Origin of the sequence: Spirosoma sp. KUDC1026 (genome assembly GCF_013375035.1) — a bacterium.
In the GTDB taxonomy this organism is placed as follows: domain Bacteria; phylum Bacteroidota; class Bacteroidia; order Cytophagales; family Spirosomataceae; genus Spirosoma.
Genome location: NZ_CP056032.1, coordinates 4625759 through 4648584, shown reverse-complemented (window position 1 = coordinate 4648584; position 22826 = coordinate 4625759). Strand labels below are relative to the sequence as shown.

Annotated in this window: 15 protein-coding genes; 5 read left to right on the top strand and 10 right to left on the bottom strand. The window is 51.9% G+C overall.

Features of this window, described 5'->3' with window-relative positions:
- Positions 1-65: 65 nt before the first annotated feature.
- The 4 genes from HU175_RS19525 to HU175_RS19510 form a co-directional block, all read right to left on the bottom strand.
- Complete coding sequence (locus HU175_RS19525) at positions 66-578, bottom strand: hypothetical protein (protein WP_218037007.1); 513 nt, start codon at positions 576-578, stop codon at positions 66-68.
- Positions 579-691: 113 nt separating this feature from the next.
- Positions 692-1513, bottom strand: coding sequence for an aldo/keto reductase (locus HU175_RS19520; protein WP_176568176.1), 822 nt, complete (start codon positions 1511-1513; stop codon positions 692-694).
- Between the two features lie 96 nt (positions 1514-1609).
- The gene (locus HU175_RS19515) at positions 1610-3967 is read right to left on the bottom strand and encodes a DUF11 domain-containing protein (protein WP_176568175.1); all 2358 of its coding nucleotides are present in this window, start codon (positions 3965-3967) and stop codon (positions 1610-1612) included.
- 90 nt (positions 3968-4057) lie between these two features.
- Positions 4058-5410, bottom strand: coding sequence for an alpha-L-fucosidase (locus tag HU175_RS19510; RefSeq protein ID WP_176568174.1), 1353 nt, complete (start codon positions 5408-5410; stop codon positions 4058-4060).
- 160 nt (positions 5411-5570) lie between these two features.
- Between HU175_RS19510 and HU175_RS19505 the strand changes: the two genes are divergently transcribed.
- Positions 5571-6086, top strand: coding sequence for a lipocalin family protein (locus HU175_RS19505; protein WP_176568173.1), 516 nt, complete (start codon positions 5571-5573; stop codon positions 6084-6086).
- A gap of 213 nt (positions 6087-6299) precedes the next feature.
- Here the strand turns inward: HU175_RS19505 and HU175_RS19500 are convergent, their stop codons facing one another.
- The 6 genes from HU175_RS19500 to HU175_RS19475 form a co-directional block, all read right to left on the bottom strand.
- The gene (locus tag HU175_RS19500) at positions 6300-6998 is read right to left on the bottom strand and encodes a uracil-DNA glycosylase family protein (RefSeq protein ID WP_176568172.1); all 699 of its coding nucleotides are present in this window, start codon (positions 6996-6998) and stop codon (positions 6300-6302) included.
- A 156-nt stretch (positions 6999-7154) separates the two neighbouring features.
- Entirely contained in the window at positions 7155-7781 is a 627-nt protein-coding gene (locus HU175_RS19495) for a hypothetical protein (protein ID WP_176568171.1), read from the bottom strand.
- Positions 7782-8195: 414 nt separating this feature from the next.
- Positions 8196-9299: a vWA domain-containing protein gene (locus HU175_RS19490; protein WP_176568170.1), complete on the bottom strand. Its 1104-nt coding sequence runs from the start codon at positions 9297-9299 to the stop codon at positions 8196-8198.
- A 130-nt stretch (positions 9300-9429) separates the two neighbouring features.
- A complete protein-coding gene (locus HU175_RS19485; protein WP_176568169.1) occupies positions 9430-10008 on the bottom strand; it encodes a Uma2 family endonuclease in 579 nt (192 codons plus the stop codon).
- Positions 10009-10149: 141 nt separating this feature from the next.
- The gene (locus HU175_RS19480) at positions 10150-12513 is read right to left on the bottom strand and encodes a TonB-dependent receptor (RefSeq protein WP_176568168.1); all 2364 of its coding nucleotides are present in this window, start codon (positions 12511-12513) and stop codon (positions 10150-10152) included.
- A gap of 248 nt (positions 12514-12761) precedes the next feature.
- The gene (locus HU175_RS19475; RefSeq protein WP_176568167.1) at positions 12762-14651 is read right to left on the bottom strand and encodes a CocE/NonD family hydrolase; all 1890 of its coding nucleotides are present in this window, start codon (positions 14649-14651) and stop codon (positions 12762-12764) included.
- Positions 14652-15020: 369 nt separating this feature from the next.
- On the opposite strand from HU175_RS19475, the gene HU175_RS19470 reads away from it, so the two are divergent.
- From HU175_RS19470 to HU175_RS19455, 4 genes are all read left to right on the top strand, one after another.
- The gene (locus HU175_RS19470; protein ID WP_176568166.1) at positions 15021-18107 is read left to right on the top strand and encodes a SusC/RagA family TonB-linked outer membrane protein; all 3087 of its coding nucleotides are present in this window, start codon (positions 15021-15023) and stop codon (positions 18105-18107) included.
- A 27-nt stretch (positions 18108-18134) separates the two neighbouring features.
- A complete protein-coding gene (locus HU175_RS19465; RefSeq protein ID WP_176568165.1) occupies positions 18135-19730 on the top strand; it encodes a RagB/SusD family nutrient uptake outer membrane protein in 1596 nt (531 codons plus the stop codon).
- A 36-nt stretch (positions 19731-19766) separates the two neighbouring features.
- Entirely contained in the window at positions 19767-21290 is a 1524-nt protein-coding gene (locus HU175_RS19460; protein ID WP_228724216.1) for an arylsulfatase, read from the top strand.
- A 61-nt stretch (positions 21291-21351) separates the two neighbouring features.
- Positions 21352-22806: a sulfatase gene (locus HU175_RS19455; RefSeq protein WP_176568163.1), complete on the top strand. Its 1455-nt coding sequence runs from the start codon at positions 21352-21354 to the stop codon at positions 22804-22806.
- Positions 22807-22826 lie beyond the last annotated feature (20 nt).

Below are 22826 nucleotides of genomic sequence, written 5' to 3'. Positions count from 1 at the left end.
CAGGATGAACAGGATTGGTAGGATAAAAATCAAATCCTGCCAATCCTGTTCATCCTGTCAAAAAATTATTTCGATTTGTCGAAAGCATCGTACACCAGGCCGGCGGCCAATGCATAAACGGCGTGGTGGACGACATCAATACCAATTGCCTTTGGCTCTTCTTCGGTGATGGGTGGGGCCAGTTTTAGGCTGGGCAGCATAACCAGTTCGGCCCCCCAGACGGCGGCAAAATGAGCCAGTGTCGCTGGCGCTCCCGTTACGCCTGCCAGCCCCAGCACAGCCCGCGCCAGACCCCAACTGGTCCCGTAGGCCCAGTGGACCCCCTGCGAGGCTATTTGTTTATCCGTATTGGCTTCTTTCGCCAGATTCGTGTCGAATACTTTGGAAGCGGCATCGACTGGCGTACTGCTGGGTTCACGGCCCGTAATTTTCATCTCGATCGCCTGCGAGATGGTGATCGCGACTGTTCCGGCCAGGCCAGCTAACAGGCCGATACCCACTGCTTTACCCAGTTTTTCAACTGGAGCGGCTTCACGATCAAATACGTTCAGTTTGTCGAGTATTTCAGGAGTTTTCATGGTCGTTGAGCAGTTTGTTTTCTGTAATTACCAACTTTGAGCCAGAAGGTTTATTTATCTAATTATCTGGTTGAAGCCGTTTCAGACTCCTGTTGATCTGCCTACTAGCGTACTCACAGGGCGGCTATTACCCCCGCCATTTTCTCCCGCGTTTTTACGTCGGGTAGGGGGCCAATACCCGCCCGGGCGTTGTCGGCCATGTGGTTGGGTTTGCTGGTACCGGGAATGACGCACGTAACGGCCGGGTGCGAAATGAGAAACTTGAGAAAGAACTGCCCCCAACTCTCAACGGCGTATTCCTTCGCCCAGTCGGGAAGTGACTTTCCGCGCACTTTGGCAAACAGACCACCTTCGCCCAGAGGACGGTTAATCAGCGTGGCAACACCATGATCGGCGGCTGCAGGTAACAGCCGTTTCTCGGCATTGCGGGAAACAATGGAATAATTGAACTGGACAAAATCAATGGGTGTCTTCGACAGAATCTGCTCCAGCTCGTCGTGCATGGAGTCTGTATAATGCGTAATACCGATGTATCGAATCTTACCGGCGGCTTTCCAGTCGTTCAGCGTAGCCAGATGCGTTTTCCAGTCGACGAGGTTATGAATCTGCATGAGGTCCATCTTTGACCGGCGCATCAGTTTAAACGACTCGTTCATCTGCTGAATACCAGCTTCCCGGCCCCGCGTCCAGACTTTAGTGGCGTAGAAAAACTGGTTGTCTAACCCTGACCCATCGGTCAATTCACCAACTACGGCTTCGGAGCGACCATACATAGGCGAGCTATCAATCAACGTACCGCCAGACTGATGCAGCGTTTGTAAAACCTGTTTCAGCGGTTCTTTTTCGGCGGGTGTAGCCGCGTCAAATGTTTGCCAAGTGCCCAGTCCCACAACGGGTAAGGCTTCTTTGGTAGAAGGAATCAGGCGGGTTAGCATATCCTATAAAGCAGTAAATACAACCAGTAAACAAGAAACGGCGCAAGATGGCTGTTTGAGAGCCATCTTGCGCCGTTCTAGTGAGTCAACGAAGGATTACAGAGCAGGTTGTACGCGCAGGTCAACGGTGGCTGTGTCGTCCTCGCCATCGGGTCCCGAGTTGGGGCGACTGTCGGGGTCGGGCTGATCGCTGTTTGATAGTTCTGCTCGCAGCGTTACAGGGCCCTCGCCAGCGATTCGTACCTGTAGTGTGCGTGTTACCGATGCGTTCACGCCAAGAGTACCGAACTGACTAACCTCGCTGCCCGAAACGAACGTTACGCCGTTTGGCAGGATCAGTTGAACCGTAACACCAGTAGCCGGAAGCCCGCCCGCGTTGCTAACGATAATCGAAACGGTGATGACTTCGCCAACTTTTGGCGTCCGGTTCGACACAAACATCGTCAGGCTCAAATCGGCTTTGGCGGGATCAGACGTGGGCTGGTTAGATTGAACGTTGGGCAACGGGGTCTGATTCGGATTGGCCGAAGCGTACACAGCGGTGCCACCGCCTGCCCGGAAATCGTCCATCGACGTATCATCCTGACCATCGCCCGTACCGGAGTTCGGCTGGCTATCCGGATCAGGTTGGTCTGCCGCAATGATCTGGGCTGCGTTACGGTACTGCCCCGGTTGACTAGGCTGCAACTGATAGGTAAACGTAGTGGAGGTACCCGCTGCCAGTGATGCCAGTTGACCACTGAGCACGCCATTATTGAGTGAGAGATTACTACCTCCTACATACACCAGATTATCGGGTAGGCGGTTCTGCCAGACGACGTTAGTGGCGGTGGTGGGGCCTTCATTGGTGACTGTCAGGCGATACGTAACGGGCTGGTTAAGATTACTCGTCCGGCTATTAACGCGTAAGTTCAGGCTCAGGTCGGCGTTGTTCTGAGAAGTAACCTGAAACTCATACGCCCCCATATCGATGCGGTCCTGCGCGATACGTGGATTCCCCGCCAGATCTTTATCCGATACAGTAGTAGCGGTACTGCCCGGATCACCAGCGTTAATGGCGGGGCTGCCCGCTTTTAGTCGGTAATCGCCATTGGCCGCGTCCACAAACTGTGGGTCAGCGTCTATATTTCCCGTACCAGCAAAGCCGCCTTGGATGTTGGAGTAGTTTACAGTTACAGTAACGGTTCCTTCATTTAGTATACCAGTACGGTTTAGTGCATAGCGAGTGCTATTTTCCCAGAGTAAGCAGTTCGTAAGCTTTGATGAACAGGTGCCGGATGAGTTAGCATTACTCAAAGCTCCACTGCCATTGTCAACATTATTATCTGGCAAGACGAGGTAATTATAAGCTATTGTACAATTCTTTAATTCAGCATTACAAATACCATGATCACCATCACTATTAATTGCTCCGCCCGTAGAAGCTGAGTTGAAAGCAAATAGACAGTTTTCGAGTTTTGAATTGGCTATACCACCATAGTAGCCAACACTGATAATAGCTCCACCATTATATTGAGCTGCGTTTCGGTAAAATGTACAACCACTAATCAGTGCAGTTGACTGACCGAAGAAACCTGCCAACAGAATAGCTCCGCCACTTTTGGCGCTATTTTGGGTGAACGTACAATTCTTGAGTATTGTGTTAACTATACCCTTTGCATCGTTACTACCCATACTGGCAATAGCACCACCATTATGAAAAGGGGCAGTGTTGTTTTCAAATAGGCAATTCTCCAACCTTACGGCCAAACGGCCATTGCCTGTTATAGAGTGTAAAGCTCCTCCATCACCTCCCGTAGCTGAATTGTTTTTGAATGTACAATTAGTAAAAGTTAAATTTCCTTGAGCATTAGAAGTGCCATTGTTTTCTACACCACCACCGTAACCTGCTCTATTATTAATAATATAGCAGTTGGTAATTACTGAAGAGCTTTCAACACTACTTTGATTGTTTCTGTGATAAATACCTCCCCCCACGCTCTCTTCGCTCATACTAGAAACATTAGCATTCCCCCCTGTAATTATCAAACCATCCAGGCGCGTGCTTGCTGATACGTTCGTCATACGAACAACATGGTACGTATTGTCACTGTTGTCATTGGCCGAACCAATGTCTCCCGACAACGTAGTGCTGGAGGGACTGGTGAGCGTCCGGTTGGCCAGACTGGCCTCACTGCCCGCAAAACCGCCATAAACCTGAACACCCGAGGGGATTGAAAAGCTGATCGAGCGATCTGTTCCGGTGGTTGGTTTGTAGGTTCCCGAAGCAAGCCAGAACTGAGTTCCGGCGGCTGCCGAAGCTAAACGAGTCTGAAGTTGGGGGCCGGGCAGAGCGTCGCTCCAGGAGCCGCCCGACTGATTGCCGGAGCCATTTTGCGTAACGTAAACGACGGATTGAGCGTGGGAAAAGAAAAAAAAGAGGAAAGAGAAAAAGAGGGTAAACAGGTGCTTCATAAACAAATGAACAGGTGCATATAATCCGTAAAATTATATGCACCTGTTCAGGAAATGAAACTATTTCGGTCCAAAAAGAGACCTTAATTTCTATTTCTTCACAGTCTCCCCAGCCATCTCCAGTTCAATAATTGTATCGATGGCGTCGGGAGATGGGGCACCGGCCAGCGTCAGGATAACGCCCTCCGGCGACTGGCTGATTTTCACCGGACTTTTGTCGGAGAAGAGTTTGGCCGAGCGGATTTTGCCGGACAGGGCAGGTAGGCTAAGCTGACGGTCGGGCCAGTCTATGATGTGGACATAGACTTTGTTTCCTTTAGCTGTCGTAACGCCCCAGTCGTGGGCGCTGATCGGGCCACCGCGGGTACCGTAAACCGTTTCGCCGTTCTGCTGCATCCACTGCCCCATCTCGGCCAGGGTAGTAACGAACTCAGGCTGGATTTTCCCGTTCGGCATGGGGCCGACGTTCAGGAGGAAGTTCGCGTTGTTGCCCGCGGCTTTTACCAGATAACGAATCAATTCCTTCGCGCTTTTATAGCGGGAATCTTTGATGTTGAAGCCCCAGTTCCCGTTCATTGTTTCGCAGGTTTCGAGGGGTAACTGGCTAATGGTCTGCTCGACATTGAAACCGGTTGTTTTCGCGCCGGGAAGGTCTTTCTCGAACATCTGAAAGTCTTCGCCGGGCAGGGGCGTTACGTGGTGATTATTGCCAATCAGCGCGGCTGGCTGTAGTTTATGAATCAGACTGTATGTCCGGTCGAGGTGCCAGTCGATGTTGGGTTTGATCAATTCGCCGTTCGCTTTCGAAGTCTGATCCCACCAGCCGTCAAACCAGATGCCGCCAATTGGGCCGTAGTTGGTCAGCAGCTCGGTTAACTGCGTGTCCATGTAGGTCAGGTACTTCTCAAAAGTACCGGATTCGGGCCGGCCCAGGTTCTGACCCGTACGCCCGCGTGGGTAATAATCCGGGTGGTGCCAGTCGAGGTGGGAGTGATAAAAGAACAACTTGATGCCCTGCGCCCGGCACTCGTCGGCCAGCGCTTTCAACACGTCTTTTTTATACGGTGTACGATCCATTATGTCATAATCAGAAACTTTAGAGTCGTACATCGCAAAACCATCGTGGTGTTTGCTGGTAACGGTGATGTATTTCATCCCGGCGTTCTTCGCCATCGACACCCAGGCTTTCGCGTCAAATTCTGTTGGGTTGAAGAACGTTGCTAGTCGTTCATAATCCTTGACGGGGATGCTACGATTATTCATGGCCCATTCACCGTCGCCCAAAATACTGTACACTCCCCAGTGAATGAACAACCCAAATTTATCGTCCTGAAAAGCTTTACGAGCCGCCAGGTTTTCGGGGGCTGGCTGATAAGTTGTTTGAGCAGAGGAGGTGAGGGCAAGGAAAACCAGATAGATAACGAGCAACTGAATGCGAACCATGAGACATGAGGGTTAGGACAACAAAAGAAGCGCTTTCTTTCTGGATTTTACTTTTTGACGCTTCGTTCAGTGTATTATGAAGGCCAGTTAGTAACTACATAGTTGATTGTTTTCATGTGTTTGCTACTTTTAAAGCCATTTTAATCAATTTACATACACCATGATTAGATTCACCACCACTCGTTTGACCCTTTGGGTTCTTCTTTTGACGATGCCGTTATTTGTTAGCAGCTGCAAAAAAGGTAATGACGACGTTACCCCGGCCACCGTTGAAGGAAATTGGAAATTAACCGGCCTAAAGTTCTCCCCTGCTTTGGATACGGGAATCTTTGGAGAAATTGGCGACTATTATCAATGGCTGCTTGACTTTGGAGCTGGTGATTGTCTGAATAGTTTAGTGTTTACATTCAATAGTAACGGTTCTACATCGCTCAACAATCCGCCTGCCTGCCAGGATGCGACAGACGATCTCGATAATACCGTGCCGATTGATGACTCATCTAAATGGGTACTGGATGGTAATAAGCTAACGCTTACCAATGGTGATGGTACTACTGTAACCTATGACGTAACAATTAATGGCAATACTATGACCTGGTCGGCTCCGCAGGAATACGAAAAATTAGATGGAAGCAAAGCAACTACAACGGCAACTATGACTTTGACGCGGGTTTAATCAACCTGGCTCGATAAAAAACCGGCTCCAGTTGAGCCGGTTTTTTTGTGCCTGTTTCCAAAACGGAATGAATGTGCGGTGACTCAATAGAAGCACAGTGCGTAGGGCACTCTCTCTGTCAACATCGAATCTGACCTACGAAAAACAGGTCGTAAACTCGTTCGCTAGCTGGTATCATACTGACTAACATGCCGTTTGGCTGCAAGTCATTTTTCATACCTGTTCCAGGCAATCGTGCAATGTCTGGATGTAGCGTTCGAGGTAAAGCGGTACGTCTTTGCTTTTGTACTGGAGAATATACCGCGGATGATCGAGCGTAACGATTCGACCGAAAAAGCCCTGTTGGTCGTTGAGCCGTTTTAAATACGTTTCATTCTTCCGGCCCAGGCAAACCGCTACCCGCCGATCGGCGCCAAACGTGAGCTGTGTCCGAACGGTTTCGGTAATGGCTGGCCAGAGCGTCTGGGTTGTTAAGCGGTCATCGTAGAAATTGTAGTTCTTCGGTCCGCCGTTGCGGCCCTCTTTCGTCAGCGCCAGTGGAAAGAGTGATGTCAGAAAAAAACGTCCGTAAAACTCCTGCGCACCACCCAGCGCTTCGATGGTCTGGTAAATAAACCGGCTCGATAACTCTGGTGTGTCGCGTAGGTCATTCTCAATGCCACAGTACCGACGCAGGTTCTGGGGTGTGGTAAACGAAATGCCCGTAACGCCCGCCCCGAACCGACCGGGGTTGATTCCCAGCACAAAAACGCGCGGATTCGTATCGGAGTAAAACCTCGTATAAAACGCGTCGACGATCTGCCGGACGGTAGGCGTTTCGTAGGGGTTCATTACGCCCACGCCCGGCGGTAGTGTAGTAGGAGCCACGAGCGAGTTATAATACGCAATGGCGTGGTCTGCGAAAGTAGTCATGGACGGGAAAAATAAGTATAGCAAATGAGCGCCAGTTCGCTAATAATCCGTTCGGCGTCGGGTGTCGAAGTTCCCTGTACGAAAGCTGACAGCAGAAACGGCTGCCGGGCGTAAACGATGGCAACGTCACCGCGCCTTTTCGACAGGGCCGATTTATCATAAGATTTTTCTCTTCTTCAGGTGTTGCAGGAAGGTGGACCTCTTTAATCCGTTTGGTATTGAGTTGTCGTATAGCAATTTAATTGCCTTTATATCAGCCTCTGGTATTACTGCCGGGGTTGAATCTACTTCTTCTGCCTCTTCAAGACTACCATAAAAACGTACTGCGAGCAGATGATCTTCCTTGTATACTTTTTTTGAATGTCCCGACAGACCTAACGCATGACAGAATTCGTGGCGTAAAACCCTGCCTCTGTATCTTCCTTTTAACGCTGGACTTACATACAATTTAACCTTAGTTAGGCGATCTGAAAATGAAAACGTGGGATACATAAATCCATTGACATCGATACCCAATGTTCCCTGCTTTTCTCTTTCGAAATCCTGCTGTAAAGTCGGGAAATAGACAAATACATTAGCCTGGTCTGATACTAATTCTATTTTATCATTACCTATTATGGCTGCTATTTCCCGCACAATAGTTTGTACTTCCAGCCTGTCAGCTTCGCTACAAGCGCCAACAATCGTGACGGCTATTTTCTCGTCCCATTTCTTGATCTTGTCTGGATACCCGAAAGCTACATCCGAAAAATACGAGAGTTGTTCATTTGAATATTGCCCCAAGTTTACGGTTGACGAAAGGCTAACAGTTTCACTTCGCCAGTAGAAAACGCATGCTATCAGAAAACACATACCAAGAATTAGTAGCCCGAAATTTTTACGTAGGTTCATTTCAAGTATGTATTTCCCTATCCAACAATTTGATCGATTTGGGGAATGCTATTAGGGGACAATTATAGACTAAAACTGTATTTTATACTGATAAAAAAGTGAAGCGGACTGGTAACTAAACATAACGGGCTGCTGGCTATTAAGGGATTTGCGCGCGATGCTGACACAGGGCGAATTTGAAAGGTTTCTCAATATAGGTTGTGAGTAAGTCCGGTAGTGACTGACCGGGGGCGGGGAGAGCCATGAACAGGCAAAAAAATAAAGTCGGGAAAACTGCCCCGACTTTACGAATGAGTAACCAATTCATTACTTGATATTTTTCCGGCGGTTGCGCTGGAAGTCCTCGAACATCATGTTGCCTAGTCCCTGCAGACCGCTGTAGTAGGCCCGGCCGTTGTTCACCTTCGTAAACTCCTGCACGAACTGTTTGAGGTACGGGTCCGAGGCAATCATAAACGTCGTAACTGGAATCTCCAGCCGACGGCACTGAGCCGCCAGCGTCAGCGTTTTGCTCACCACTTTCCGGTCGAGTCCGAATGAGTTTTTGTAGTATTTGATCCCTTCCTTCAGGCAGGTTGGTTTCCCGTCCGTAATCATGAAGATCTGCTTGTTCTTATTCTTCCGGCGACGTAACAGATCCATTGCGAGTTCCAGACCGGCAACGGTATTGGTGTGATACGGGCCCACCTCCAGGTAAGGAAGATCCTTTGCCTGAATCTGCCAGGCGTCGTTACCGAACACGACAATATCGAGCGTGTCCTTCGGGTATTTCGATTTGATCAGCTCCGTCAGAGCCAGCGCCACTTTTTTAGCGGGCGTAATCCGGTCTTCGCCGTACAGGATCATCGAGTGGCTGATGTCGATCATCAGGACGGTCGAGGTCTGCGTTTTCTGCTCTTTCTCGGTTACTTCCAGGTCGCGTTCCATCAGTCGGAAGTCCTCCACGCCACTGTTGATCTGGGCGTTTTTGATGGATTCCGTCATTGAGATCTGCTCCAGCGTATCACCGAACTGATACGTCCGTAAGTCGCTGCTTAGCTCGTCGCCGGTACCGGTGTAGGGCGTCTGGTGGTTGCCGCCCGATTTGGAGCGTTTGAGCTTGCCGAAAATCTCTTCTAGCGCCGACCGGCGAATCGTCTGCTCGCTTTTGGGCGTCATCACGATTTTGCCTTCTTCGTTGTCATCGGTCAGGAAGCCTTTCTCTTTGAGGTCATCGAAGAAGTTGCCGATGCCGTATTTATCATCGGTCAGGTTGTACTGCCGGTCGAGCTGACTCATCCAGGACATGGCCTGTTCGACATCGCCGGACGTAAGCAGCAGCAGTTGCTGAAAGATATTCAGCAGTTGATCAAACTTGCTGCCGCCCTTTTGCTCAGGGGGGACAAAATTAGAAAACTGAAAGCCTTTCATATAGCAATGAGTGAATTTCGAATGAGTGATTGAGCGAATAGCTCCGCTGTCGATTCTGTAAATGTTTTGTAGGGGTGGACAGAGAGAGAACAGTACGTTTTCTGGATTTGTTCGGCTTAGGGGTGTTGGCTTATAGCTGGAGTGAAATTGAGAAGTCGGGTAGTACGTTTTCTCCCGACAGCGTTACAGTTTCACCCTGCCTGATGTCAATAGATCCGTTTTCGCGGTAAATAAAAACCTGCTGGTTTGCCCGGTCAATCAGCCAGCCTAACCGGCAGCCATTATCGCGGTATTCTTCCATCTTATCTTTCAGGTCTTTCAAATCGTCGGTTCGCGAGCGAATCTCAACTACGAAATCAGGGCAGATTGGCGCAAATCCCTGACGGTCTGCGTCGGATAAGAGACTCCATTGGTCGTTACTCACCCAGGCTACATCTGGCGAACGAACCGCCGAGTTGGGGAGCTTGAAGCCGGTTGAAGAATCGAAGGCGATCCCTGCTTTTTTACTACGGTTCCAGGAACCAATTTCTACTGCAAGCTCAAAATTATAACGTCCTGTTTCTGATCCGGTGGGTGGCATAAAAATGATATTTCCTTTGGCGTCACGTTCCAGCCGCGCGTTTTCATTGGCCTGGCAGAGGTCAAGGAAAAAATCGTCGTCGAACTGACGGTGGCGTGGTGGGTATAGCGTACGGAATTCCTGTTCCATCAGTTACGTCTCTGTTTTATCAAATATAACACGTTACCCCGAAAAATAAGTCAGCCCTTGGTTTCGTATTCGGCACATCGGCTGAATGCGAAACCAGGGGCTGACTGGTAATGGATACCGGCTCAGACCAGCAATCGGGAATTAAAAGCTGTAGCTAACACCAATCCGCGAGTTGCGGCCGGGTTCCGACTGCCAGTAGTAGTAACCGAGATACGGAGCGCCTGAATACAGATAGGTATTGGCAATGTTGTACACATTGGCCGTAACCCGCAACCGATCACGCTGCCAGAAGAGGCCGCCATCCAGCCGGAAATAATCCGGCAAAGCCTGCTGTCCCGAAGCGCCGGTCCAGGCCCAGGTCGTACGGTCGCCCTGGTACGTAAAGCCCAGCGATACGCCCACCCCGCGCAGCGCACCTTCCTGAATGCGGTAGCTCAGCCAGGCGTTGGCGTTGTGTTTGGCGTAGCCCGGCACTTTGTTGCCCACTTCTGATTCAACGGCCGAGCGCGAAATTTTAGAATCCGTGAAGGCGTAGTTGGCCACCAGGTTCAGACCCGGTACGATTTCGCCCCGCAGGTCAAATTCGATACCCTGCGTTTTGGTCTGGCCAAACTGAATGATGTATTGTTCGGAGGCTGTGTTGGTGGGGTCGGCTATATTCTGGTTATTCTGGAGGATGCTGTACAGGGCCAGCGTCGTGTTCCAGCGACCACCGAACCAGTCGCGTTTCAGACCGATCTCCATGTTATTGCCCGTAACGGGTTTAACTTCTTCACCATCCCGCCGGATACCCGACTGCGGAACGAACGACTGATCGTACAGGGCATAGACCGACGTTTGGGGATCGATCGAAGCACTCAGGCCAACACGGGGCGTAAACCGCTTGCCGGTCGTGATGGTGTTGTACGAATTCTGGCGCACGTCAGTGTAACGACCAGCCAACGTCAGACGCAGCCGGTTGTTGAAGAAACCCAGTTCATCCTGGATGTAAATGCCGGTATATGACTGCGATAGAATATTACCGTTCACATTAGCCCGTTCGTACAAGCTCAGGCTCCGGTCGAAGTGTGGGATACCGTAGTAAGGAGCCCCCCGGTTAGCCCGGTAAATGTTAAACGTGCCCGTTGAATCGAGGTTGCGTGACTGGTTAAAATCAGCCAGGTACTCTTTCGAACCCAGATCCAGACCAACCAGGACACGGTGCTGAATACCACCCGTCTGCGCGGTGCCGTTCAGGTACACCTGACCAAATTTCGAGACGTTCGAGGCATCCCAGATACTCGCGTACCGGACGGCATCGCCATTGGTTTCAACGGAGTTGACCCACATTGAGCTGCCTACCTGCTGGTAGTTAAAATACGAGCCCTGCGCTGTCAGTTTCCAGTTCGGGCTGATCTGATGCTGGAGGTTGAGCGTAACGTTATGATCGTAGATCGTAGTTGGCTCCATACCCCGTTCGGCCAGCGTGAAGTCGCGGGGCAGTGAGCCGTAGCCCTGGGCACTGAATGAATAATAGCTGCCTACGTTCGACATCTGGGCGTACTGCAGAATATATTCCGCCGTCAGCGTTGTCTGCTCGCTCAGTTTGTAGCTGATAACGGGCGCAATGCTGTACCGGTTGTTGTACTCGTTCGGACGGAAGGAGTTTTTGGTTTGGCCCATCAGGTTGAAACGGTACAGCAGTTTGCCATCTCCGCTCAGCTTCCCGTCCAGGTCCACCGCAGCCCGGTAGAAATCGTAGCTGCCCAGTAGCAGACTGGCTTCGCCTTTGGTAGTACCCGTTGGTTTCTTCGTTACGACGTTGTAAAGGCCCGTCGGATCGCCGTTTGACATCATAAAGCCGGCCGGACCTTTCACGAACTCAATGTGATCGACAAAGCTCACGTCTTCGGTCAGCGGTCCCCAGGTCGACGTAATGTTCATGCCGTTCCGAAAGGCCGACAGCCGACCCCCACGGGCATTAATCCGGGCGTACATATCGCCCCAGTGTTCCAGCCGGGTTGCCCCGCTGACGTTCCGAATTACGCCGTCGCTCAGGCTGGTTACCAGCTGATCCGACAGCACCTTGCTGCTCACCAGTTGAATGTTCTGCGGAATTTCCTGGATGGGTTCGGCCAGACGCAGGGTATTCGACAGGTTCGAATCGTTGTACTTGCCCCGTCCGGCCAGGACCATAACCTCCTGCAATTGGTTGGCGCTCTCGTTGAGCATGATCGTTGGTACCTCGGTGGTTTCACCAGCCCGAATTTCCACGTTTTGCTCTTTTGTCTCCAGACCGGTCAGTGAAATCCGGATTGTGTAACTGCCTGCTTTGATGTTCTTTAGTTCGTAGCTGCCCTGTGCGTTGGTCAGGTTACCGTAGCCCGTGCTTTTCAGCCGTACACTTACGGCTTCGGCCGGATTGCCATCGGCCGTCGTGATTTTCCCGCGGATATTGCCCGTCTGGGCAAATAAAAGGCTGCTGCAAAGGCAGAACAGCACTGTTAGCGGATATAGTTTTCTCATCGTTCTTACTCCTCTTTTTTGTGTAGGATGGGCGCAAAGGTAAAATTGAAAAAACTATTTATTTAGACTTTTTATAAATTAAGTTTAAGGATGAGTAAATTAGAAGAGATCTCCTGGTGGATACACAGGTTTCCTTTTTGTCAATAAAATATTGACAATCAATTCTTTAGCCAAATAAGAAAAAGTCGGTACTACCTCGTTTCTATAGATGAGGCAGTACCGGCTTTTCCTTATTTATACGAGAGTAATTAGTTTCTTACGATCGGCAGGCGTACCTGTGATGGATATTGAGCCGAGTGGAAAATCTGGTTGTGAGCTACCACGCTTTTCGTTTCGGTAACGTTGTTGCCCCCCGTGTTCATGTTTCGATCAAAGCGGGGGAAATTACTGCTCGACACTTCAATCCGGATGCGGTGACCCGGTGCGAAGAAATTACTGGTCGTCATCGGGCTCAGGTCGAGTTTGTACACCTTGCCTTTTTCCAGCCAGACCTCTTTATCGAAACCCTCCCGATAGCGGGCGCGCAGGATGGTTTCGTCCAGATTATAGGCTTTACCGTCGGGATACACATCAATCAGTTTGACCGTGAAATCGGTATCTTTCGCGTCAGAACCAACGTAAAGCGTCGATTCGATTGAGCCCGTCAGCTCAACACCATTGGCGAAAGGTTCGGTGGTGTACACCAGAATATCCTGCCGCGTTTCCATCTGGTGCTGATCGAACGAGCCGCCCTGCACCGAGTTGCCCGCGCAGCAGACATTACCGCCGTAGGAGGGAACCGGATACATGGGATCATACGCAAATGCATCGGCAGGACTGGTTTTGGGCGGTGCGGCCGGTGTCAGTGTTCCGTCACCGTACAGGCTGTTTGCCCGGCCGTTGCTCGTCAGGTAATACGTGGTCATGTTTATGTTCGCCGGGGGCCAGGTGTCCGACGTCTGCCATTTATTGGCCCCCATCGTATAGTATTTCACACGGGGCATTTTCGAGAGGTCGCTCTTGTCGTCTTTCAGCCAGTGGTCGAACCAGCCGTAGATCATCGTGTCGTAATCCAGCCGGGCGTCGCCCACGCTACGTTCGCCCACAATCGTATTTTCCGTAGCCCGTCTATAGGCGCAGTGCAGCGTAGGGGCAATGACCAGATACTGACTGTCGCGCACCTTCGGATCGGTTGCATTTTTTCGAACGTGATTAAAAAGAGCCAGGTTGGGACCCGTTGATACGTCGTACCAGGACACAAACCAGTAGCTGGGCACGTTGAAGGGCATATTTTCGTGGTACAGACCGCCTTTGTACCAGTCCGGGTCGTTGGGCTTCCGAACGATCATTTTCTCGTAGATACCCTTCGCGCCGTTTACGTTTTTGATAATGTCCTGTACCGGCAGGTGTTTCAGGCCCTGCGCCCAGTCGACCTTAGGCATTTCGGGGGCCAGGTCATAAAAGCGGGAGACGCGGGTCAGGTCTTCGCTGGTGGCTGTTTTTGGAAACAGCGGCCTCGCCAGTTGATCGACCTGGGTGCCATAGAGCCAGGTTGTGAAGAGCATTTGCTGCGCCCCGCCCCGGTACCAGTTTCCCTGTTCCATAAATGGCCCTACCTTGCCGACGCCCGCACCGAAGCCTTGGGGTACCATCGCGGCCAGCGCCGGATGCCCCAGCGATGCAGCTGCCATCTGCCATTCGGCGGTTGAGGAGCAGCCGTACAGACCAATTTTTCCGTTGGACCACGGTTGTTTGGTCATCCACGTAAACGCGTCGTAGGCGTCGGTGGTTGGCGGGCCGAGAATATCCCAGTTGCCTTCGGAAAAAAACTTACCCCGTTCGTTCTGTACGACGTACGCGTATCCACGCTTAACCGCGTCGAGGGCCACCTGGTAGGAGTTCTGCCGGAGTTCGCCGTCGCCCCAGCTGTTGAAGTTGTAAGGGGTTTTGGAAAAGATAATCGGGTAGCGTCCATCGCCTTTGGGGCGGAAAACATCGGTGGCCAGGCGGACGCCATCACGCATGGGCATCATCACTTTCTGCTCGATGACGGCAATGGCCTCGAGCTGTTTAAGAACGTCGGTTTGCGCCTGGACATAACGAGAAAGGCAAAGCGCAGTTAGCAGCAACAAGGCTGAGTAGGTATTCAGGTGTTTCATGCGTGATAGAGTTGGATTGGGGAGTGAGTGAAGTAACAGGTTTGTGGCTATAAAACAAAGTTCGCTGCAACTCCACACCTGAGAAAAGCCAGCTGATACGTACGCATAGGAAGAAGTTTGCAGTAACCGACTTAGGGCCAAAATAGTACGGTTAATAACCGTATATCTCTATAGGATATTAGGTAATTAGTTGATAATCAAAAGTTTGACTTTTTCTTGGAAAAGGAGATTTGATTACTAAACTTTGCCCATCTACTAACAAGAGTAGATGAGTTGCTTTTACCAGCAGGCTACGCACCGACGCAGAAATAAAGCCTCTCTAGTCGATACGTATGGGTGATAATGAGTCTCTAATCCAATCGTTTCCTTATGATCAATTCTTTACGAAGATCCTCTTACGTAGGAATCTTTCTGCTGGTACTGCTTGGTACTGGATTTAGCGTCACGGCCCTTCCAAGAACTGCGCTGGACGCGTTGGTACCCATCACCGGTACGGTCAAAAGTCCCACGGGCGAAGTACTACCGGGCATCAATGTAGTCATCAAAAGCACCACGAAAGGAACCAGCACAGACGCCGACGGGAAGTTCACGATCGACGCACCCACCGATGCGGTGCTGGTATTTTCGGGTATTGGGTTCACCACGCAGGAGGTGCCTGTCAATAACCGTAGTGTGCTCGATGTAACGTTAGCCTCCGATAATAAGCAGCTCGATGAGGTGGTTGTCGTGGGTTATGGTACCCAGAAACGAAACGCCCTGACCAATTCGGTTGCGCAGATTGGCGGGGAAGAGATCGCCCGGCGGCCGGTTTCCAACATTCAGCAGTCGTTGCAGGGGCAGCTACCCGGCGTTACGGTCCTGGACCGGGGTGGCGCACCAGGGCGTTCCAACTCAACTATTCGGGTGCGGGGCATCACTACGTTCAACATCAATAGCAGCAGCACCAGCGGTTACGATCTGAGCAAGAACGAAGCCTTGGTGATTGTCGATGGGATTGAGCAGCGGCTGGCCGATATTAATCCGGATGATATTGAGTCGATCTCTATCCTGAAAGATGCTTCCTCGACGGCTATTTACGGATCAAGGGCGACCAATGGCGTCGTGCTGGTGACGACCAAGCGCGCAAAAGGCGGAAAAGTACAGGTCGACTATCACGGGTATTACGCCATCCAGAACTCGATCAATACACCCCGCAATATGGGTCTGGAAGATTACATGCGGATGCAGGTAGTCGCATATACCAACGCCGGTTCGGCCCTGCCTGCCCGCTTTACGGAACAGTCAATTCAGGCGTACGTCAATGCGACCGATCGGGAGAAATACCCACTGCCCAACACCTGGTTTCAAACCATGCTGCACCCGGCTCCCCAGCAGAATCATACCCTATCTGTAGCGGGGGGGAACGAAACGTTACGTACCCGGCTGAGCCTGCGCTATCAGGACCAGGATGGGATCATTACGCACTACGCCAGCAAAATTGGTGAAGTACGCCTGAACGCAGATTATACCATTTCTCCCAAAATCCGGCTCAGCGGTGACCTCAACTACCGGTATAATTACTCGCAGACACCCACGGCGGACGTAATTGACCGCTTTTTCCACGGCTCACTCTGGGCCGTCCCCAAATACGCCGACGGTACGTACGGACTGAGTACGCAGGGAAACAATCCGTTGATGTTCGCGGAAATTGGGGGCGACTCGAAACGGTATAATGACTTTCTGGTTGGGTACGTCAAAGGAGACTGGGAAATCCTGGATGGCCTGACATTCTCGACGCAACTGGCGGGGCGTGGGTATTTCACGGCGGAGAAAAATTACACGAACGCCTACACCAACGTCGATAAGAATACGAATATCACCAAAACCATCACCAATAATTCCCTGACCGAAGTACGGAACTCGCTGCGGGAATACACGCTGATCAATCTGCTTACCTACGACCGGAGTTGGGGCAGTCATGGAGTCAAAGGCTTGCTGGGGTACTCGCAGATTGGTAACACCCAGACGTTTTTGAGCGCCTATCGTGAACGGTTTTACAGCAACGACATTCAATCGATCGGGCAAGGGGCAAACGACGGAACCAAAAGCAACACCGGCAACGATGCTGTCTACGGACTACGGTCTTATTTTGGTCGGATCAACTACGATTATGACGGGAAATACTTGGTTGAAGTAAACGGTCGTTACGATGGGTCGTCCAAATTTACGGGGCAGAAACAGTACAGTTTCTTCCCGTCGTTCTCGGCTGGCTGGCGCATTGCGAAAGAAGATTTCTGTCAAGGTTTACGATCGACCGTGAACGACCTGAAACTGCGCGGCTCCTGGGGACGGACGGGGAATCAGTCGGTCGATCTGTACAGTTATTACGCGGCCCTTACGGCTGGCGGTTATAATTTTAATGGCGCGTCGGTGCAGGGCTATCGGCAGACATCGCTGGCGAACACTAATCTGGGCTGGGAGTCGACCACCCAACTCGATCTTGGGCTGGACGCGTCCTTCCTGCGTGGGCGTATGAACCTGACGGTGGACTACTATCGAAAGCTAACCAACGACATCCTGCTGAATCTGGATATTCCGGCCACCATCGGGTTGACCGCCCCGCCCCAGAACGCCGGATCGGTGGAAAATAAAGGCTGGGAGTTTAGCCTGAACTACCGGGGTGCCAAGAGTTCGTCGGGTTTCCAGTACAACCTGGGCGCCAACTTCAGTATCAACGATAACAAAGTCGTGGACCTGAAAGGGACCGGGCCGTATATCTCAGGAACCGACATTAATCCCCGTTACATCATCGCTGTTGGCCTGCCCATCAATACGTTATGGGGGTATAAAACAGATGGTCTGTTCCAGACGCAGGAAGAAATTAATGCCTACAAAGCGACCTACGCGGCCAATACGAAACCGGGTGATGTGAAATACGTCGACCTGAATGGCGACGGCAAGATTGACGCCAATGACATGACCAACATTGGCAATTCGTTTCCCCGCTACTCGTTCGGACTTACTTCGAATTTTACGTTCCGGAATTTCGAGCTGAATCTATTAGTCCAGGGGGCGGCCAAAGTGAGCACACGACTGGCCGGGGCGCTGGCCGAAATGGGAAACCAGGAAGGCTTTACGCACTCGATCTACACGAACAATTACTGGACGCCTGAGCACACCGACGCCCGTTTCCCCCGACCGCTGAAGTTCGACCTGCGGAACGTAGCGACCTCCGACCGGCTGGTGATCGATGGGTCGTATGTGCGGCTCAAAAACATTCAACTGGCGTACGTGATTCCGGCAACCATTGCCAACAAAATACGGGCGGGCCGGGCGCGCGTCTACGTATCGGCCACCAACATATTTACCCTCTCTAAATTGAACGAGTGGAATCTGGACCCGGAAGTTGAATCGGGCCGGGCGGTGTACTACCCGCAAACGTCGCTCTACACCCTGGGCCTTAACCTACAGTTCTAATCGGACCCTCTTTTCTGCTACAAGCTCATGAAACGAATACCGTATTTTCTACTTTCTTCTTTTCTGATGCTCTCCGGTCTAACGCTAATCTCCTGCGACCGGGAGTTGCTGGACACAGTTCCCAACGACCGCTTGTCGGAAAGCGTTTTCTGGCGAACGGAGAACGACGCCCGGCTGGCCGTCAATTCCCTCTACACCGACCTCGATAGTACGAACATTATCAGCTGGGATGCCCTGACGGACATTGCCCACACCAACCAGCCATTTGACGTGCAGGCCTACATCGAAATGGGGCAGTACGATGCCACCAGTTCAAAGGTGCTGAACGAGTGGATAAAAGCGTACCGGGGTGTTCGGGCCTGCAATTATTTTCTGCAAAATGTCGATAAGGTGGCCTCAACGAACACGGCGCTCATCAGTCAGTTCAAAGGGGAGGCAAGAGCGCTGCGGGCATATCAATACCTGAAACTGGCGGCTTTGTTCGGCGATGTACCGTTACTGACCGCGCCCATTTCGCTGGACGAAAGCCGGACGCTGACCCGTACGCCGGTTGCCCAGGTTTGGGACTTTGTGGACAAGGAATTAACGGAAGCCGCTGGTTTACTGCCGCTGACCTACGCGGCTGCTGATAAAGGCCGCGTAACAAAAGGGGCTGCTCTGGGCTTACGAGCACGATCCAATCTGTTTGCGGGGCGCTATCAACAGGCTGCCGAAGCCGCCGACCAGGTGATGAAACTGGGGGTGTACGGCCTGTATGAATCCTACGAAAAGCTATTCACGACGGCCGCCGAGAACAACAAAGAAGTGCTGCTGGACCGGCAGTTTGTTAAAGACACGTACCCAATCAACGTATTCAACCTGCTGGCTCCCTACAGCCAGAAAAATGCGACCAGCACGTACGTCCCGACAAAGGCACTGGTCGATATGTACGAGACGACGACGGGGAAAGTAATCACTGATCCAACGAGCAGCTACGATCCGGCCAATCCGTACCAGAATCGTGACCCCCGGCTTAACTATTCCGTTTTTCTGGCGGGTGATCCATTGCCCAGCGGTGCTACGTTCCAGCCCGCGCCAAATAGCGGTACGGCCGATGCGGTGGGCAATACGTACATTGCTTCCACGACGGGTTTCAACATCAAGAAATACGTCAACGCAGAGGATTATGCCAACCCGGTTAATGGCGGCATCAACATTATTCTGCTCCGCTACGCCGAGATTTTGTTGACCTACGCTGAAGCCAAGATTGAGTTGAATCAGCTGGACGCCAGCGTAATCAGCGCGATCAACCTGGTACGAAACAGCCGGGCCGACGTAAAACAGCCGGCCATCAGCAGCACGGCTACGCAGGCGGAGCTGCGGGCGATTGTGCGTCGGGAACGGACTGTCGAGTTAGCGTTCGAAGGCGTGCGCCTGTTTGATATTCGCCGGAGGAAAACGGCGGAGACCGTACTGCCCGGCCCTGTATACGGCATTACGTACAAAGCGGATAATGGTGCTTTAGCCACCGTACAGGTCGTGGCCGTTAATCGAGTTTTTGATAAAAGTCGTCATTACCTTTGGCCCGTTCCGCAGCGCGAGTTGTACCTGACGCCATCACTCACGCAGACTGCCGGTTGGTAGTGCAGTAAATTCATGAAGCTGGTGAGTTTATTTAGCATGAAGTCCTTTGTTGTCACTATTGCGTTTCTGGCGATTGCGGGAAGTTTCCTGACCGGCTCCGTGCCTCGCCAAACGGCGCCGGCTCGCCCCAATATCATCTATATCTATGCCGATGATCTGGGCTACGGGGAGCTGGGTTGTTATGGTCAGCAGAAAATTCGGACGCCGAATCTGGACCAAATTGCTCGCGAGGGGATGCGCTTCACGCAGCATTATAGCAGTGCGCCGGTCTGCGCTCCCGCCCGGTGTATGCTCCTGACGGGTAAACACGCTGGTCATTCTTACATCCGGGGTAACTACGAGCTGGGCGACTTCCCCGACTCGCTGGAGGGCGGACAGATGCCGCTTTACCCAGCTGCGTTCACGATTGGTCGGATGCTCCAGCAGTCGGGTTACAAAACAGCCTGCATTGGCAAATGGGGGCTGGGTATGGCGTATAATACCGGCAACCCAAACGAGCAGGGCTTCGATTATTTTTACGGTTACCTCGATCAGAAACAGGCGCATAATCATTACCCGACTCACCTCTGGGAAAACGGAAAATCGGTGCCGCTGAATAACCCGGTTATTACGGTTCACAAACCACTAAATCCGGCAACGGCAACACCCGAAGACTTTGCGTATTTCCGGGGGAAGGACTACGCGCTGGATAAACAAAGCGAAAAGGCGCAGGCGTTTGTCCGTCAGCACAAAAACCAGCCCTTTTTTCTGTACCTGGCGTTTACCGCTCCGCACCATTCACTCCAGGCACCGGAGTCGGCTGTGAACGAATACATCGGTAAATTTGGTGACAATGGAAACCCTGAGAAGCCCTACTACGGGCAGAACGGCTATGCGTCGGCGTTGTATCCGCGCGCTACGTATGCGGGAATGATTACACACATGGACCGGCAGGTTGGGGCTCTGATGCAGCTTTTGAAAGAGCTGAAATTGGACGACAATACGCTGGTCATGTTTTCGAGCGATAACGGGACAACCTTTGAATCGGGCAACATCAACGCGCCGTATTTCAACAGCGTCGGCGGTCTGCGGGGCTTGAAGCAGGACGTGTACGAAGGCGGCATCCGCGAACCCATGCTGGCCCGATGGCCCGGCCGGATTAAAGCGGGGCAGGTAACCGACCATGTATCCGTGCAGTTTGACCTGATGGCTACGCTGGCTGAGCTGATCGGTTATACAGCCTCATTGGCCACAGACGGTCTATCGTTTCTGCCGACCCTGCTGGGACAAACCGCCAAACAGAAACAGCACTCGTACATTTACTGGGAGTTCCCCGAAAAGGGCGGACAGATTGCCGTTCGGATGGGTAACTGGAAAGCGGTGAAAACCGACCTGCGAAAGAACAAACAGGCCCCCTGGCAACTGTATGATCTAAGCCGGGATGTGGCCGAGAAAACGGATGTAGCCAGGCAGCATCCGGAATTAACCCAACAGTTCGACGCCATTATAACCCGTGAACACGTACCGTCGCACATCCGGGACTGGGAAATTGTCAACCCTAAATTATCCATCACGAAGTAGGGTATGGGGAGCCGGCCGGTGTATAATTAATTGTCAGTGATTCCAAATCAACCATTTTTATATGCGTAGTACCCCCAAACGGTTATTCCAGTTGATTGCCATCAGCAGCGTATTAGGTAGTATTGGCTTCGTAGGCAGCGGCTGGATTGAAAAACCAGCCCCCGCGCCGACAACACCGAACGTCGTGCTGTTCTTTATGGACGACATGGGTTATGGCGACCTGTCGAGTACCGGAGCGCTGGATTACACAACGCCCAACCTGGACCGCATGGCTGCCGAAGGGACCCGCTTTACCAACTTCCTGGCGGCTCAGGCCGTTTGTAGTGCGTCGCGGGCCGCGCTGATGACGGGCTGCTATCCCAACCGGCTGGGCATTTCGGGGGCCTTTGGACCTAACTCACCTGTTGGGCTGAACCCGAATGAAGAAACGCTGGCCGAATTGCTGAAGGCAAAGGGGTATGCTACCGGTATTTTCGGCAAATGGCATCTTGGCGATCAGAAGCCGTTTCTTCCCCTGCAACAGGGTTTCGACGAATACTACGGCGTTCCCTACTCACACGACATGTGGCCGCTGCATCCTACGGGAACGTATCCACCGCTGAAATGGATTGAAGGAAACGAGCAAAAACAGGAAATTAAGAACCTGGACGATGCCAGCCAGATCACATCAACCGTTACCGAAAAAGCCGTTTCGTTTATCAAGCGTCATAAAAAGTCGCCGTTTTTTCTGTACGTGCCGCATCCATTGCCCCACGTCCCCCTGGCGGTTTCGCCTAAGTTTAAAGGGAAAACGCAGCGGGGAATTTTCGGCGACGTACTGACCGAACTTGACTGGTCGGTGGGGCAGATTATGAATGAACTGAAACAGCAGGGGCTGGATAAAAACACGCTGGTCATCTTCATCAGCGACAACGGCCCCTGGCTGAATTACGGCGACCATGCCGGCTCGACGGGTGGCTTCCGGGAGGGGAAAGGTACCTCATTTGAGGGGGGGCACCGGGTGCCGTGTCTGGTGCGCTGGCCGGGCGTTGTGCCGGCTGGCCGGGTGAGCAACAAGCTTCTAACGACAATGGACGTACTGCCAACAGTAGCCAAAATTTGCGGTGCCCAACTGCCGAAAAACCGGATCGACGGTGTGGACTGGGTATCATTACTGAAAGGCGATGACTCCGTAACGCCCCGTGATCATTTTTACTATTACTACCGGAAAAATAGCCTGGAAGCCGTTCGGCAGGGCAACTGGAAACTGGTGTTTACGCACCCTGGCCGGACGTACGAAGGATTTCTACCCGGTCAGAACGGAAAACCCGGTCCGCTCACTGAAACCCACGAATTCCCTCAGGCACTTTACGACCTTCGGCGCGACCCAGGTGAGCGGTATAACGTGCTGACGCAGCATCCGGAAATTGTGGCCAAACTGGAAAAGCTGGGTGAAGCTGCCCGCGCTGATTTGGGAGATGATATTCAGCAACGAAGCGGCACTAACGTACGGGAGCCAGGTCGGATTAGTAAATGAGAAGCTGATAGCAGGGCCGC

What these genes read in the sequence shown, in the direction of transcription:
- HU175_RS19470 (WP_176568166.1), top strand. Translation starts at nt 15,021, where the DNA reads ATGATCAATTCTTTACGAAGATCCTCTTACGTAGGAATCTTTCTGCTG.
- HU175_RS19515 (WP_176568175.1), bottom strand. Translation starts at nt 3,967, where the DNA reads ATGAAGCACCTGTTTACCCTCTTTTTCTCTTTCCTCTTTTTTTTCTTT.
- HU175_RS19480 (WP_176568168.1), bottom strand. Translation starts at nt 12,513, where the DNA reads ATGAGAAAACTATATCCGCTAACAGTGCTGTTCTGCCTTTGCAGCAGC.
- HU175_RS19525 (WP_218037007.1), bottom strand. Translation starts at nt 578, where the DNA reads ATGAAAACTCCTGAAATACTCGACAAACTGAACGTATTTGATCGTGAA.
- HU175_RS19475 (WP_176568167.1), bottom strand. Translation starts at nt 14,651, where the DNA reads ATGAAACACCTGAATACCTACTCAGCCTTGTTGCTGCTAACTGCGCTT.
- HU175_RS19465 (WP_176568165.1), top strand. Translation starts at nt 18,135, where the DNA reads ATGAAACGAATACCGTATTTTCTACTTTCTTCTTTTCTGATGCTCTCC.
- HU175_RS19455 (WP_176568163.1), top strand. Translation starts at nt 21,352, where the DNA reads ATGCGTAGTACCCCCAAACGGTTATTCCAGTTGATTGCCATCAGCAGC.
- HU175_RS19520 (WP_176568176.1), bottom strand. Translation starts at nt 1,513, where the DNA reads ATGCTAACCCGCCTGATTCCTTCTACCAAAGAAGCCTTACCCGTTGTG.
- HU175_RS19500 (WP_176568172.1), bottom strand. Translation starts at nt 6,998, where the DNA reads ATGACTACTTTCGCAGACCACGCCATTGCGTATTATAACTCGCTCGTG.
- HU175_RS19485 (WP_176568169.1), bottom strand. Translation starts at nt 10,008, where the DNA reads ATGGAACAGGAATTCCGTACGCTATACCCACCACGCCACCGTCAGTTC.
- HU175_RS19490 (WP_176568170.1), bottom strand. Translation starts at nt 9,299, where the DNA reads ATGAAAGGCTTTCAGTTTTCTAATTTTGTCCCCCCTGAGCAAAAGGGC.
- HU175_RS19460 (WP_228724216.1), top strand. Translation starts at nt 19,767, where the DNA reads ATGAAGTCCTTTGTTGTCACTATTGCGTTTCTGGCGATTGCGGGAAGT.
- HU175_RS19510 (WP_176568174.1), bottom strand. Translation starts at nt 5,410, where the DNA reads ATGGTTCGCATTCAGTTGCTCGTTATCTATCTGGTTTTCCTTGCCCTC.
- HU175_RS19505 (WP_176568173.1), top strand. Translation starts at nt 5,571, where the DNA reads ATGATTAGATTCACCACCACTCGTTTGACCCTTTGGGTTCTTCTTTTG.